General features: G+C 60.9%; 13 protein-coding genes. 8 read left to right on the plus strand and 5 right to left on the minus strand.

All coding sequences use genetic code 11. The annotated features are described in order from the left end of the window. Positions 1 to 79: 79 nt before the first annotated feature. The 5 genes from fabB to ACA059_RS07405 all read right to left on the minus strand — a co-directional run bounded on the left by fabB (position 80) and on the right by ACA059_RS07405 (position 7,030). The gene (fabB, locus tag ACA059_RS07385) at positions 80 to 1,300 is read right to left on the minus strand and encodes a beta-ketoacyl-ACP synthase I (RefSeq protein ID WP_497342922.1); all 1,221 of its coding nucleotides are present in this window, start codon (positions 1,298 to 1,300) and stop codon (positions 80 to 82) included. A gap of 11 nt (positions 1,301 to 1,311) precedes the next feature. Continuing rightward, a complete protein-coding gene (fabA, locus tag ACA059_RS07390; protein ID WP_140667384.1) occupies positions 1,312 to 1,827 on the minus strand; it encodes a 3-hydroxyacyl-[acyl-carrier-protein] dehydratase FabA in 516 nt (171 codons plus the stop codon). Between the two features lie 247 nt (positions 1,828 to 2,074). After that, on the minus strand, positions 2,075 to 3,976 hold the full coding sequence (locus tag ACA059_RS07395; RefSeq protein WP_497633265.1) for an ATP-binding protein: 1,902 nt from the start codon (positions 3,974 to 3,976) through the stop codon (positions 2,075 to 2,077). Then, complete coding sequence (locus ACA059_RS07400; RefSeq protein ID WP_497633266.1) at positions 3,973 to 4,905, minus strand: ABC transporter substrate-binding protein; 933 nt, start codon at positions 4,903 to 4,905, stop codon at positions 3,973 to 3,975. The genes ACA059_RS07395 and ACA059_RS07400 overlap by 4 nt, the downstream gene beginning before the upstream one ends. A gap of 1 nt (position 4,906) precedes the next feature. Beyond that, positions 4,907 to 7,030 (minus strand): TonB-dependent receptor plug domain-containing protein, encoded by a 2,124-nt coding sequence (locus tag ACA059_RS07405; RefSeq protein ID WP_497633267.1) that lies wholly within the window; start codon positions 7,028 to 7,030, stop codon positions 4,907 to 4,909. A gap of 196 nt (positions 7,031 to 7,226) precedes the next feature. Here ACA059_RS07405 and ACA059_RS07410 point away from each other — a divergent pair, with 196 nt between their 5' ends. From ACA059_RS07410 to ACA059_RS07445, 8 genes are all read left to right on the plus strand, one after another. Then, positions 7,227 to 8,252, plus strand: a complete 1,026-nt coding sequence (locus ACA059_RS07410; protein WP_497633268.1) for an NAD(P)H-dependent glycerol-3-phosphate dehydrogenase — start codon at positions 7,227 to 7,229, stop codon at positions 8,250 to 8,252. A gap of 19 nt (positions 8,253 to 8,271) precedes the next feature. Next, positions 8,272 to 8,619 (plus strand): DUF4389 domain-containing protein, encoded by a 348-nt coding sequence (locus ACA059_RS07415; protein ID WP_008148033.1) that lies wholly within the window; start codon positions 8,272 to 8,274, stop codon positions 8,617 to 8,619. Then, positions 8,616 to 9,068 carry a phosphohistidine phosphatase SixA gene (gene sixA, locus ACA059_RS07420; protein WP_497633269.1) on the plus strand — a complete coding sequence of 151 codons (453 nt, stop codon included), beginning with the start codon at positions 8,616 to 8,618 and terminating at the stop codon, positions 9,066 to 9,068. The genes ACA059_RS07415 and sixA overlap by 4 nt, the downstream gene beginning before the upstream one ends. Before the next feature lie 182 nt (positions 9,069 to 9,250). Further along, positions 9,251 to 10,918, plus strand: a complete 1,668-nt coding sequence (locus tag ACA059_RS07425) for an AMP-binding protein (RefSeq protein ID WP_497633270.1) — start codon at positions 9,251 to 9,253, stop codon at positions 10,916 to 10,918. A gap of 32 nt (positions 10,919 to 10,950) precedes the next feature. Continuing rightward, positions 10,951 to 11,394: a hotdog fold thioesterase gene (locus tag ACA059_RS07430; protein WP_497633271.1), complete on the plus strand. Its 444-nt coding sequence runs from the start codon at positions 10,951 to 10,953 to the stop codon at positions 11,392 to 11,394. Positions 11,395 to 11,587: 193 nt separating this feature from the next. Then, entirely contained in the window at positions 11,588 to 12,394 is an 807-nt protein-coding gene (locus ACA059_RS07435) for an alpha/beta fold hydrolase (protein WP_497633272.1), read from the plus strand. Further along, positions 12,391 to 13,245 carry an alpha/beta hydrolase gene (locus tag ACA059_RS07440; protein WP_497633273.1) on the plus strand — a complete coding sequence of 285 codons (855 nt, stop codon included), beginning with the start codon at positions 12,391 to 12,393 and terminating at the stop codon, positions 13,243 to 13,245. Before ACA059_RS07435 ends, ACA059_RS07440 begins: the two co-directional genes overlap by 4 nt. 50 nt (positions 13,246 to 13,295) lie before the next feature. Beyond that, positions 13,296 to 13,955, plus strand: a complete 660-nt coding sequence (locus tag ACA059_RS07445; protein WP_497633274.1) for a glutathione S-transferase family protein — start codon at positions 13,296 to 13,298, stop codon at positions 13,953 to 13,955.

Here is a 13,955-nt window from a genome sequence, read left to right on the forward strand (position 1 = left end):
AGTGAAGCCATTTTTTCAGGCACAAAAAAACGCCCCGAACCAGTCGGGGCGTTTTTATGTGCAGCGAAACGGGGAGGTATTACTTACCTGCCCAGCGCTTCAGTACCAGCGTAGCGTTGGTGCCACCGAAGCCGAAGCTGTTGCTCATCACGGTGTTGATGGTGGCGTCTTCACGAGTCTTGGTCAGGATCGGCATGTCAGCCACTTCCGGGTCCAGTTCGTCGATGTTGGCGGAACCCGCCATGAAGTTGCCTTCCATCATCAGCATGCAGTAGATCGCTTCGTGAACGCCGGCGGCGCCCAGGGAGTGACCCGACAGGCTCTTGGTGGAGCTGATGGCCGGAGCCTTGTCGCCGAACACTTCACGCACACCTTTCATTTCCATGACGTCGCCGACCGGAGTCGAGGTGCCGTGGGTGTTCAGGTAGTCGATCGGAGCGTCAACGGTGGACATGGCCATCTGCATGCAGCGGATGGCGCCTTCGCCGCTTGGGGCAACCATGTCGTAGCCGTCGGAGGTCGCGCCGTAGCCAACGATTTCCGCGTAGATCTTCGCGCCGCGGGCCAGAGCGTGTTCCAGCTCTTCGACCACGACCATGCCGCCACCGCCGGCGATGACGAAACCGTCACGCTTGGCGTCGTAGGCACGGGAAGCTTTCTCCGGGGTTTCGTTGTACTGGCTGGACAGTGCGCCCATGGCGTCGAACAGGAACGATTGGCTCCAATGCTCTTCTTCACCGCCGCCGGCGAACACGATGTCCTGCTTGCCCATCTGGATCTGTTCCATGGCGGTACCGATGCAGTGAGCACTGGTGGCGCAGGCAGAAGCGATGGAGTAGTTCAGGCCCTTGATCTTGAACGGCGTGGCCAGGCAAGCGGAAACGGTGCTGCTCATGGTCCGCGTAACGCGGTATGGGCCGACGCGCTTGACGCCTTTCTCGCGCAGGATGTCCAGCGCTTCCATCTGGTTCAGCGTGGAGGCGCCACCGGAGCCGGCGATCAGGCCGGTACGCGGGTTGGAGACTTGCTCATCGGTCAGACCGGAGTCGGCGATGGCGTCTTTCATGGCCAGGTAGGCGTAAGCCGCCGCGTGGCCGACGAAGCGATAGATCTTGCGATCGATCAGCTCTTCGAGGGGAAGGTCAATGGAGCCGGAAACCTGGCTACGCAGACCCATTTCGGCATATTCCGGGTTGAACCGGATGCCAGGGCGGCTTGCACGCAGGTTAGCGGAGACGGTCTCTTTGTCATTGCCCAGGCACGAAACGATGCCCAGACCAGTGATAACGACGCGGCGCATGCGGATAACCCTTAGAAGTTTTCAGTGGAGGTGAAAACGCCGACCCGAAGGCCTTCGGCGGTGTAGATCTCGCGGCCGTCGACGCTGACCGAACCATCGGCGATGGCCAGGTTCAGCTTGCCCTTCAGTACGCGCTTGATCTGAATGTTATAGGTTACTTTCTTGGCGGTCGGCAGAACCTGACCAAAGAATTTCACTTCGCCCGAACCCAGGGCGCGACCGCGGCCCGGCAGACCTTGCCAGCCGAGGAAGAAGCCGACCAGTTGCCACATGGCGTCGAGGCCCAGGCAGCCTGGCATCACCGGATCACCTTCGAAGTGGCAGGCGAAGAACCACAGGTCCGGAGTGATATCCAGCTCGGCGACCAATTCACCCTTGCCGTACTTGCCACCCTCGGCGCTGATATGGGTGATGCGATCCACCATCAACATGTTCGGGGCGGGCAGTTGTGCGTTACCTGGGCCGAACAGCTCACCGCGACTGCAGCGCAGCAGGTCTTCCCGAGTAAAGGCGTTTTGTTGGGTCATGCGAGCTCCTCAATAGTCCCATGCGGCAGGTGGGGCAAATCTTCCCGGCCGATCGAAGCGTTCATGCCTCGAGTCAGCAGCCTACTCATAGACTATTGCGTTGTGGTGAAAGTCACAGCACCAAGGACATGAATGTACACTTGTGCACTGAAATTATTATTCAAGCCCCTTTTCGAGCCTGTTCGGGTGCCTAAGACTGCCGCACTTTCGCCTTCCGCGCCAGTCGCAGATAGCCGAAAGGCCTGCACTACTGCACCCAGCGCTGCAGAATCTGCTGCAAATCTGTGCGTTTGAAGGGCTTGGCCAGGTAATCGTTCATTCCCGCCGATAAACAGGCTTCGCGGTCACCCTGCAAGGCGTTGGCGGTCAGCGCGATGATCGGCAAGTCTGTGCAGCCGGGCAATTGGCGAATCTGTCGGGTGGCCTCGTAGCCGTCGATGATCGGTAGCCGGCAGTCCATCAGAATGGCTTCGAAAATCAGACTCTCCGCACTGCGCACTGCCTGGGCGCCATCGGTGACGACGCTGACAGTAAAGCCCAGACTGCGCAACATTGCTTCGATGACCGTCTGATTGACCGGATTGTCTTCCACCAGCAGCACGTTGCGCCCTTCGCCATCACCGTTGCCGGTCGGTGCGCGCAGCGCCCGCACGGGCAGCGTCTGTTTATAGAGCGCCAGCGGGATTTCCAGGGTGAACACCGAGCCGCGACCTTCCTCGCTCTGGGCGCGCAACGTGCCGCCCATGCGTTCAGCCAGCGTGCGAGCAATCGGCAGGCCCAGCCCGGTGCCACCGTATCGCCTCGAAATAGAACTGTCGGCCTGCTGGAAGGCGTTGAACATCAATTCCAGGCTTTCAGCCGAGATTCCAATCCCGCTGTCGCGCACAGTGCAGGTGAACCACAGCAGTTCGTGATCCAGCGACTGCCATTGCGGTTCGATGCAGACGCGGCCCTGTTCGGTGAATTTCAGCGCATTGCCGATCAGGTTGACCAGGATCTGCCGGATCCGCGTCGGGTCGCCCTGCACCTGCAACGCGCGCATGTCGTCCGGAATCGACAGTGCCAGGTCGAGCCCGCGTTGCACGGCGCCATGCGAGAACGACTGGGCGCAACTGCCGATCAGGTCGGCGAGGTTGAATGGAATGTGCTCCAGCTCCAGTTCCGAACGCTCGATGCGCGAGAAATCCAGAATGTCGTTGATGACTTTGAGCAGGTGTTCGGTGGACTCCGAGGCAAGCGCCGCGTATTCGACCTGCTCCTCGGTCATCTCGGTGGTTTCCAGCAGTTGCAGCATGCCCAGCACGCCATTCATCGGCGTGCGCAGTTCATGGCTCATCATCGCAAGGAAATCGGATTTGGCGTTGTTGGCTTTTTCCGCTTCCTCGCGAGTCTGAATCAACTGCGCCATCGCTTGATGCTGTTCGCGACTGGCTTGTTCGAGCCCGTTGGCGAGGTTGTTGATGTGTTGCGACAGCGCGCCCAGTTCAGTGTCGTCGACGATCGGCAGCGGCGTTTTGTAGTCGCCGTCCTGAATCGCCTTGACCGCGTTGCCGATGTCGCGGATCGGTTGCGACAGGCTGCCGGCCAGGCGCCGGGCGAGCAGAAAAGTGAACAACAGGGCGAACAGCGCCAGGATCCCGGCCTTGAGCAGGATTTCCTGCTGACGCTGGCTGAAGGCGTCATTGGACAGGCCGACGATCACCCGACCCAGATAATCCTCGGTGGGTGCCGTGTTGGCGACGCGGCTGCCCTGCAGGAAATCATTGTGCAGCTGGATTCGTTGCAGCCGCACCGGGGCCTGGAACACTTCGACCTGGTGCGAGCGGTTGTGGGTTTCCGACGGTTGCTCGACGTACACCAGAATCCGGTTGGCGCTGTCCTGGACTTCCAGAAAGCGCACGTTGGGCGTGGCCAGGGTGGCCTTGAGCAAACTGTCGAGCACCTCGTTGTTGCCCGAGATCACCCCGTATTCGGTGGCCGGCGCCAGTTGGTTGGCGATCAGTTGCCCGGTGTGATTGAGCTCCTGACGCAAGTCCTGGATCCGCACGAAGGTGAAGAAACTAATCAACAGCAACGTCAGCAACAGGGCAGGGCCGAGGCTGATGATTTGTGTGCGGGTGTTGATGTCCCAACGGCGACGGAAGGTCATGGGCGATTTTCTCCTTCGGCCAACTGTGTTGCGACAGACGCTTCATTCATCTGTTCAATACCTAATGAACGAGCCACTTGCGGGTTGCTTAAGACTTTGAAGCGTTGCGGGTAGTGCGTGCGTGGCCATGTGGCCGGTGGCCGGTCGAGCAGTTCGTCGAGTATCGCCAGCCAATCGCTCTGATCGCTGTAGGTGCTGGCCAGGCTCCCGGCCCTGACGAACCCGGCGTTAGGGCCGATCAGCGCCAATTGCCGGGCATAGCTGCTGAGCAACAGGTTTTTCGCGGTTTTCGGGTTGTACAGGTCGGGGTCGTCGAGGCCCAGCAACACGTCGCTGTTCTTCAGCAAGGTCTGCAGGGGCCGGCTGTCATTGGTGTTATCCCAGCGCTCGGGGACCACCTCAAGGCCCAGGGAGTGGGCGGCCTGATGCAATTCTTTCAAAAGGAATTCGCTGTGGCTGTCGAAGAGCACGCCGACCCGTTTGGCCTGCGGCAGCAGCAGTCGGGTCAGGCGCAATTGTCGGTCCAGGGGCGGGTCGCTCCAGAGCAGGCTGAGGTGCGGGGGCAGGGTGGTCCCCAGATGCTGACGGGCTTGCAGGCGGCTGATGCGCAGCACTAGCGTCGCCGGGCCCTGGGTGTCTTGCAGGCGCCAGTCGAGGCTCGGCAGGTCGAGCAGAATCAAACGGGTGCCGGCGGGCAGTTTGCCTGGCGCCGGCAGACTGGCCAGTGGCTGGAAGTGCACGTTATCGGCAGGCCGCAAGTCGCTCAGGGCCTGGGTGAAGGATTGCATGCCCGGGCTGTCCTCGGCGCCGGTCAGCAAAATGTCCGCGGCGCTGGCTTCCAGGCTGCTCAGCAGTCCGGCAAGCACCAGGCACAACCCGGCCAGCAGGCGGCCAAGGATTGGCGTCTTGCGTGACGGGCTATAGAGCATCTTAGAACGCCAGCTCTGCGCTGAAGTAAAGCACCCGGCGCTCGTCGTAGTTGTTGTCGACGAAGGTTGTGGGCTGGCTGTCGAGGCGTTGCTGGAGCACACCGGCCAGTTCCAGGCTGGCCTTGCCCAGGCCGATGCGTTTGGCGATGCGCGTGTCGACCCGTTCGAAGCGGTAGCCGTTCAGGGCATCGTCACCATAGTAGAAGAGCGCGCTGTTCCAGCCATGGCCCCAGTTGCGCAGCCAACCGGCGGAACCGCTGTTTCGAGCAGTCTGTTGTGCATCCTGCGGGTTGCTCGCCTCGGCATCGACGTAGGCATACGTCAGGCGCAGGCGATCGGCGCTGCTGATTCTCCAGTCGAGCTGGGTTTCTGCCCCGGAGAAGCGCGCGCTGTTTGAGTTGCTGGCGATGTACTGATTGTTGCGCAGCGGTTCGCTGATCATCCCGGTGATTTCGTCGTAGAACAGCTTCACATCGACCGCCAGCCCCACTTCGGCAAAGTAGCCGTTATAGCCCAGCTCCCGGGAGCGCATGTGTTCCTGTTCGAGGTCGCCGGGGCCACGGGTCTTGACGAAATAACGGGCACTGGACTGGCCATAGGCGCTGGGCCGCAGGTTCTTTACCTGATAGCTCCAGTTGACGTTGTTCTCGAACATGTCCGGCGAGCGGATGGCTTCCGAATACACCGCCCGCAGGCCATGGCGCGGGTTGATCAGGTAGTTGACCGCCACCCGGGGGGTGAGCGAACTGCCGATCAATTGCGTGTCTTCGAACATCGCACCGCCTTGGAGCAACCAATGCTCGGTGACGCGCCACTCGAGTTGGCCGAACGCCCGCCAGGTGGTGTCGTCGAGGGTGCCATTGAAGTAGGTCTCGGAATCTGCCCGGTCGTAACGATAGTTCATGCCGCTGACCAGCCGCAGACTGTCGGACAGGCTGAGGGTGTCCTGTAATTCGAGGTCGTAGCGCGATTCCCGGGTGCTCTGGTCAATATCGCCACAGAGGGTTTGCCGGGCGCCGTTTCGCCATTGGTCGAGCACTTGATTGGCCAATGCGCGTTGGGCTGGGTCACCTGCGGGCGCGCCGGGGCCGGTGTAGCGCTCCATGTTGCGCGCCAGGCGTTCGGTGTAATTCGGGTTGAGCTGCCAGAGCTCGGTCAACTGCGGGCTGAACGAGACCTCGGCATCGCAGGCACGCCAGGTCTGCTGACGATCCCAGTGCTGCGCCGAACCCTGGATGTAAAGGCTGTGATCGGGATTGATGTCGAGGTTCCAGCGCAGCGAGCCGGCATAGTCCTTGGCGATGACGTCAGAATTGTTCCCCGCAGCGGTAATCCCCGAGAAGACCGGGCGGTAGGTATACGGCCGCTGGTTGCTCCCGTCCTTGGCATTCAATTGCCAGTCGATGCTCTGGTTTTCAGTGAGCGTCTGGCTGACGGCGAGGTTGAAGCGGTTCAAGCGGCGGCTGTCGCGGTAGTCGGCGCCATTGCGGTCCGAGTCGAAGCCGTCGTCTTGCTGGCCGGACAGTGACAGGCGCAGGTCGCCGCCGTCCCAGCCCACGCCCTGGCTGGCGTAAAAGTCGTCGATACCGCGCTGCCCACGGGTGACCTTCATTCGCGTGCCGTGGCTGTTGGCCGGGTTGCGCGTGATGATGTTGACCACCGCCATCAGCGCATTGGCGCCATAGCTGACGGTGTTCGGGCCGCGGAAAACTTCGATGCGTTCGATGTCTTCCAGGGCCACCGGAATGTCACTCCAGTCCACCGTGGCCAGGCCTGCGCGGTACACCGAACGGCCGTCGATCAACATTTGCAGGCGTCGCGCTTCGGTCGCATTGGTGCCGTGATAGTTCACCGCCGCCTGGTTGCCGTTGATGTTGCCAACCATCATTCCCGGCACTAGTCGCAGCAACTCACTGATGTCCCGGGCGCCACTGGCGTTGATCAGTTCGCTGTCGATCACCGTCATGCTCCCCGGTACCGCGGCCGGCGACTGCTTGAGTCGCGTCGCGGTCAATACTTGCGGCAGCGGCTCGCTGTCGAGGAACAAGTCGTCGGCGAGCAATGGCGAGCTGAAAATCAGCGCCAGTACCAGCGGCGAGCGAGGTGAAGGGGAGCCAAACGACACAACACATCCTTGATAGCGAACAATTGGCGCGCATGTTAACCGAGCGCAATGACTTTTCCAGTCACGTTGTGGGCATTTTCCTCGGTTTTCTTGGTCTTCTTCCTACAAGTGTCGGTAATTGATGCGGGGGCTGGCCGCCACTGGGCCGCTCCGTATAATGCCGACATCGCCACTGGTATGGATTAACGGATTGCATATGACTGAACAGCGCCCAATTGCGGTCCTGGGAGGCGGAAGTTTTGGTACCGCCGTGGCTAACCTGCTGGCCGAGAACGGGCATCAGGTCCGGCTGTGGATGCGTGACCCTGAGCAGGCCGAGGCCATTCGGGTCAATCGCGAGAACCCGCGTTACCTCAAAGGCATCAAGATTCTGCCGGCCGTGGAAGCGGTTACCGATCTGCTGGCCACTCTGCAAGCCTGCGACCTGTGCTTCGTCGCACTGCCGTCCAGCGCGCTGCGCTCGGTATTGATGCCGCACGCCGAACGTTTGAGCGGCAAATTGTTGGTGAGCCTGACCAAAGGCATCGAAGCCCACACCTTCAAGTTAATGAGCGAAATCCTCGAAGAGATCGCCCCGCAAGCGCGCATCGGCGTGCTGTCCGGGCCGAACCTGGCCCGTGAAATCGCCGAACACGCGCTGACTGCCACGGTGGTCGCCAGCGAAGACGAAGAACTCTGCCTGCGGGTCCAGGAGGCGTTGCACGGTCGGACCTTTCGCGTGTACGCCAGCGCCGACCGCTTCGGCGTGGAGTTGGGCGGTGCGCTGAAAAACGTTTACGCGATCATTGCCGGCATGGCGGTGGCGCTGGGCATGGGTGAAAACACCAAAAGCATGTTGATCACCCGGGCGCTGGCGGAAATGACCCGCTTTGCGGTGAATCAGGGCGCCAACCCGATGACCTTCCTCGGTTTGGCGGGCGTCGGCGATTTGATCGTCACCTGCTCGTCGCCGAAAAGCCGTAACTACCAGGTCGGATTCGCCCTCGGCCAGGGTTTGAGCCTGGAAGATGCAGTGACGCGCCTGGGCGAAGTCGCTGAAGGCGTGAACACCCTCAAGGTGCTCAAGGCCAAGGCTCAGGAGGTGGGCGTGTACATGCCGCTGGTCGCCGGGCTGCATGCCATCCTGTTCGAAGGGCGCACGCTGGAGCAGGTGATCGGTCTATTGATGCGTGCCGAGCCGAAAACCGACGTCGACTTTATTTCCACCAGTGGTTTCAACTAGGCATCAGGGAGAGCGAGACATGAACGATCCGAAAACAGAGGACAAGTACGAATCCATCCTGCTGCGAGTGTTGTGGATGATCGTCTATGTGCTTGTCTGGCAAGTGGCGCAATTCATCCTTGGCGCCGTGGTATTGGTTCAACTGATCTATCGTTTGATCTATGGCGCCCCAAGCGCCAGCCTGATGAATTTCGGCGACAGCCTGAGCCAGTTTCTGGCGCAGATCGGTCGATTCGGCAGTTTCCACAGTGACCAGAAGCCCTGGCCGTTCGCCGACTGGCCGACGCCGCGTACACCGGAAGGTGAAGCTCCGCACACCGTGGCGCCTGCACCACATCCGGCCCGAGATGAGGAGCCCAAGCTATGAAACTCTGGATACTGCGTCATGGTGAAGCCGAGCCACACGGTACTCGCCCGGACTCCGAGCGGACCCTGACCGTCAAGGGTCGTGAAGAGGTGTTGCGCACCGCGGCAGAGTTGATCGGTAAGCCGCTCACTGCAATTTATGCCAGTCCTTACCTGCGAGCGCAGGAGACGGCAGAGATTGTGCGTGCAGCGCTGAATTTCGCGCCGGAGATTCGCACTGTCGAATGGCTGACACCCGACAACCGCCCGCAAGCGGTGGCGGAGCAGTTGGTGTCTGTGGATCACGCGTTGCTGGTCAGTCATAACCCGCTGGTGGGCAACTTGCTGGGTTACCTTCAGCATGGACATGTGCAGGACCCGGAAGCGGTCCGCACCGCTGGCCTTGCGGAGCTGGAAGGCGACTTGCCGCTGGCCGGCGCGATGAAGCTCAAGGGCATCAAGCACCCTTGAAAGCAAAAGATCGTCCGAACGCGGCCCGAGCCTTCGGCAGCTCCTACATGGGTTTCGCATTCCCCTGTAGGAGCTGCCGAAGGCTGCGATCTTTTGATCTTGTTTTTGCCGACAAATAATTAACCAAGCAACTGCTTGGTTGACTACGCTTGCTCCAGACCAGAAATAAAGGAGCGAGTCGCATGCCTGCTGCTTTTCGTTTGCCGCTGGACGTTTTCTACGAGCGCGAGGCCCGTCATCCCCGTCAGCGCTTTCTGGTCCAGCCCGTGGGCGACGGACAGGTCGAAACGCTGACCTGGGAAGACGTCGGGCATCAGGCTCGCTGCGCTGCGCATTGGTTGCGCGCGCGCGAATTGCCCCAAGGCAGCCACATCGCTCTGATCTCGAAAAACTGCGCGCACTGGATCATCGCCGACCTGGCAATCTGGATGGCGGGCCACGTGTCGGTGCCGCTCTACCCGAACCTCACCGCCGAGACCGTGGCCCAGGTCCTTGAACATTCCGAAGCGGCGCTGGTGTTCATCGGAAAACTCGATGACTGGCCTGGAATGTCTCGCGGGGTCAGCCCTGATCTGCCAACGATCAGCCTGCCGTTGCATCCGCCTGGTACTTTCGACTACAGCTGGGCCGACCTGCAAAAGAGCTCACCGATCCAGGACGATCCCAAGCCGTCCGCCGACCAGTTGGCGACCATCATTTACACCTCCGGCACCACCGGCATGCCCAAAGGCGTGATGCACAGTTTCGCCAATCTGGGGTTTGCCACCACTCGCGGCACGCAGTTGTTTGGCTTGAATGAGTCGGATCGGCTGCTGTCCTACCTGCCGCTGTGCCATGTCGCCGAGCGGATGTTCGTTGAACTGGCGTCGATCTACACCGGGCAAACGGTGTTTTTTGCCGAGAGCCTCGACACCTTCCTGGCCGATTTGCGCCGTGCCCGACCGACCGCGCTGTTCGGCGTGCCGAGGATCTGGACCAAATTCCAGATGGGCGTGTACAGCAAGATCCCGGCAAAGCGCCTCGACTTCCTGCTCGGCCTGCCAATCATCGGCAAGCGGGTTGGCCACAAAGTCCTGGCCGGGCTTGGGCTGGATGCCTTGCGCATCGCCTTGTCCGGCGCCGCGCCAGTGCCGCAGACCTTGCTGCTGTGGTACCGCAAACTGGGGCTGGATGTGCTGGAGGTCTACGGCATGACCGAAAGCTGCGGCTATTCGCACGTTGGCCTGCCGGGTCAGAACAAACCCGGCTGGATCGGCAAGCCCTGCCCGGAGGTCGAGGTGCGGATCGCTGAGTCGGGGGAGGTCATGGTGCGCAGCGGCGCAACCATGCTCGGGTACTTCAAGGAGCCTGAGAAAACCGCTGAAACCATTACCGAGGACGGCTTCCTGCGCACCGGTGACAAGGGTGAGGAAGACGCCGAAGGCAACCTGCGCCTGACCGGGCGACTGAAAGAAATATTCAAGACCAGCAAAGGCAAATACGTCGCCCCGGCACCGATCGAGAATCGTCTGGCGGAGCATTCGCGCATCGAGCAGGTGTGCGTGGTGGGTGATGGCCTGAGTGCACCGCTGGGTTTGTGCGTGCTCTCGGCGGTCGGTCAGCAGGACGCCAGCGGAACGGCGCGGGCGGGCCTGCATTCAAGCCTGGAAAAACTGTTGGAGGAGGTCAACGGCGTCCTCGACAAACACGAACGCTTGCATCGATTGGTGGTGGTCAAGGACAGCTGGGCGGTGGAGAACGGCTTTCTGACGCCGACCCTGAAGATCAAACGTAACGTGATCGAAGCGGCCTACGGTGCCCGCTTCGAAGAATGGAGCGAGCGCAGTGAAGCGGTGCTGTGGCAGGATTGAGTCACGAATAAAACCAACAAAGGAAAGCAACAATGAGTCTGTGGCGTACCACTCCCAACGTCGAGCAGTTGAACGCAATCCAGAAAAACACCATCGGCGAAGTACTGGATATTCGCTTCGAAGCCTTCGACGACGAGTCCCTGACCGCGAGCATGGTCATCGACCATCGCACTCACCAGCCTTACGGCTTGCTGCACGGCGGCGCCTCGGTGGTGCTGGCCGAAACGGTCGGCTCGATGGCCAGTTACCTGTGCATCGACGCCAGCAAGTTTTACTGCGTGGGCCTGGAAATCAACGCCAACCATTTGCGCGGCTTGCGCAGTGGGCGGGTCACGGCGTTGGCCAAGCCGATTCACATTGGCCGCACGACGCATGTCTGGGATATCCGTTTGACCAGCGATGAGGGGAAGGCCAGTTGTGTGTCGCGGTTGACCATGGCGGTGGTGCCATTGGGTGAGAATCCGCCGGGGCGTTGATGTTTCAAAATCAAAAGATCGCAACCTGCGGCAGCTCCTACATTTAACTGCGTACATCCTGTAGGAGCTGGCGAAGCCTGCGATCTTTTGATCTCGCGACATCCCTTACCACCATTCCTGGCAGTTATGGTCATTGCTGTAGGACGTCGTCTTACGGACAATCAACCCTTGTTTTCGTTGATGGATCACCGGTATGTCGCAACAGATATTTTTCGCCCACGCCAACGGTTTTCCCTCGGGCACCTACGGCAAGTTGTTCGCGGCGCTGGCGCCCGAGTATCAGGTGACGCATCTGCAGCAGCACGCCCACGACCCGCGTTTTCCGGCGGACGACAACTGGTACAACCTGGTGGACGAGCTGATTCATCACCTCAAGCAACAACCGGAACCGGTGTGGGGCGTCGGCCATTCCTTCGGTGGCGTGCTGCATCTGCACGCGGCGTTGCGCTGCCCCGAGCTCTATCGCGGCGTGGTGATGCTTGATTCGCCGGTGCTGACCCGCGCTGATCAATGGGTGATCCGCGCTGCCAAACGCTTCGGTTTCATCGATCGCCTGACCCCGGCCGGCCGTACGTTGGGACGTCGGGAAGAGTTCGCCGATCTGGAAGCGGCCCGACTCTATTTCGCTGGCAAAACCCTGTTTCGCAGTTTCGACCCGGAATGCTTCGACGCTTACCTGCAACACGGCTTGCACAAGGTGGGTGACAGGTTGCGCCTGCGCTTCGACCCGGCCACGGAAATCAGTATCTACCGTGGCGTTCCGCACACCAGTCCCGGCCGCACACGGCAACTGAAAGTGCCGCTGGCGGTGGTTCGGGGGCACAAGAGCCGGGTGGTGATGCGTCATCACGCAAGCCTCGTGGGGCGCTTGCCGATGGGCGAGTCCCTGACCATGCCTGGCGGCCACATGTTTCCCCTCGAACGTCCCCAGGACACGGCCACGCTGCTGAAGAATCTGTTCAGCCGTTGGGAAGGTCGCCGCCAACAGGATTGCGCATGAGCAACGTCGTTGAAGAAGTTCGCCTGAGCTTGCCGCACATCGAGTTGGCAGCGCACTTGTTCGGCCCCGAAGACGGCATGCCGGTGATCGCCTTGCATGGCTGGCTGGACAACGCCAACAGCTTCGCCCGGCTGGCGCCGAAGCTCAAAGGCTTGCGCATCATCGCGCTGGACATGGCCGGTCACGGTCATTCCGGGCATCGGCCGACCGGTGCCGGTTACGCACTGTGGGACTACGCCCATGACGTGCTGCAAGTGGCCGAGCAATTGGGCTGGAAGCGCTTTGGGCTGCTGGGGCATTCCATGGGCGCGATCGTTTCGCTGGTGCTGGCCGGTTCGTTGCCGGAGCGGGTGACCCATCTGGCGTTGATCGACGGCATCATTCCTCCTACAGACAAAGGCGAAAACGCTGCCGAACGGATGGGCATGGCCCTGCAAGCGCAGCTGGATTTGCGGGAGAAGCGCAAACCGGTCTACAACACCCTCGACCGGGCCATCGAGGCGCGCATGAAAGGCTTGGTCGCTGTCAGTCGCGAAGCCGCAGAACTGCTGGCCCAACGTGGATTGATGCCGGTGCCGGGCGGTTATACCTGGCGCACCGATAACCGCCTGACCTTACCGTCGCCGCTGCGTCTGACCACCGAACAGGCGATGGCCTTCGTCCAGCGAGTCAGTTGTCCTGCAAAACTGGTGGTGGCTGCCGACGGCATGCTCGCCAAACATCCCGAGTTGCTGGAGCGTCTACCCTTTAGCCGTGAACAGCTGCCTGGCGGCCATCATTTACACCTGAATGACGAACCCGGCGCCGACCTTGTCGCAGACTGTTTCAATCGGTTGTTCGCCGTTCCTTGACTTGCGCCGGGCAACTGTCGAGGCTGGGCGGGTTGAAATGGGAGACAACCATGATAGATCTCTACACCGCTGCGACCCCGAATGGCCACAAGGTCTCTATCGTGATCGAGGAACTCGGCCTGCCCTACACGGTGCACGCCTTGAGTTTCGACAAAAAGGAACAGAAGTCCGAGGGCTTCCTAAAGATCAATCCCAATGGCCGGATTCCGGCGATTGTCGACCGCGCCAACGGCGATTTCGCCGTCTTTGAATCCGGCGCGATCCTGATTTACCTGGCTGAACTGAGCGGCAAACTGCTGCCAACAGACCCCAAGGGGCGTTCAGTGGTCTTGCAATGGCTGATGTTCCAGATGGGTGGAATCGGCCCGATGCAGGGTCAGGCCAACGTGTTTTTCCGTTATTTTCCGGAGAAACTCCAGGGCGCCATCGATCGCTATCAACATGAAACCCGCCGCCTCTATGAAGTGCTCGACACGCGCCTGCAAGCCGTGGAGTTTCTGGCCGGTGAATACAGCATTGCCGACATTGCCACTTATCCGTGGGTCCGTGGCCATGAGTGGTCCGGTGTCGAGGTCGACGGTTTGCCGGCCCTGCAGCGCTGGATGGCAACCATGGAGGCGCGTCCGGCGGTACAGCGCGGTTTGCTGGTGCCTGAGCGCATCGATGACGCCAGTATCATCAAGGGTGCCCAGGCCATGCTGATCCGATGA

The organism is Pseudomonas sp. LBUM1647, from assembly GCF_059716175.1.

What these genes read in the sequence shown, in the direction of transcription:
- ACA059_RS07395 (WP_497633265.1), bottom strand. Translation starts at nt 3,976, where the DNA reads ATGACCTTCCGTCGCCGTTGGGACATCAACACCCGCACACAAATCATC.
- ACA059_RS07440 (WP_497633273.1), top strand. Translation starts at nt 12,391, where the DNA reads ATGAGCAACGTCGTTGAAGAAGTTCGCCTGAGCTTGCCGCACATCGAG.
- ACA059_RS07445 (WP_497633274.1), top strand. Translation starts at nt 13,296, where the DNA reads ATGATAGATCTCTACACCGCTGCGACCCCGAATGGCCACAAGGTCTCT.
- ACA059_RS07415 (WP_008148033.1), top strand. Translation starts at nt 8,272, where the DNA reads ATGAACGATCCGAAAACAGAGGACAAGTACGAATCCATCCTGCTGCGA.
- ACA059_RS07410 (WP_497633268.1), top strand. Translation starts at nt 7,227, where the DNA reads ATGACTGAACAGCGCCCAATTGCGGTCCTGGGAGGCGGAAGTTTTGGT.
- ACA059_RS07435 (WP_497633272.1), top strand. Translation starts at nt 11,588, where the DNA reads ATGTCGCAACAGATATTTTTCGCCCACGCCAACGGTTTTCCCTCGGGC.
- fabA (WP_140667384.1), bottom strand. Translation starts at nt 1,827, where the DNA reads ATGACCCAACAAAACGCCTTTACTCGGGAAGACCTGCTGCGCTGCAGT.
- sixA (WP_497633269.1), top strand. Translation starts at nt 8,616, where the DNA reads ATGAAACTCTGGATACTGCGTCATGGTGAAGCCGAGCCACACGGTACT.
- ACA059_RS07430 (WP_497633271.1), top strand. Translation starts at nt 10,951, where the DNA reads ATGAGTCTGTGGCGTACCACTCCCAACGTCGAGCAGTTGAACGCAATC.
- ACA059_RS07400 (WP_497633266.1), bottom strand. Translation starts at nt 4,905, where the DNA reads ATGCTCTATAGCCCGTCACGCAAGACGCCAATCCTTGGCCGCCTGCTG.
- fabB (WP_497342922.1), bottom strand. Translation starts at nt 1,300, where the DNA reads ATGCGCCGCGTCGTTATCACTGGTCTGGGCATCGTTTCGTGCCTGGGC.
- ACA059_RS07425 (WP_497633270.1), top strand. Translation starts at nt 9,251, where the DNA reads ATGCCTGCTGCTTTTCGTTTGCCGCTGGACGTTTTCTACGAGCGCGAG.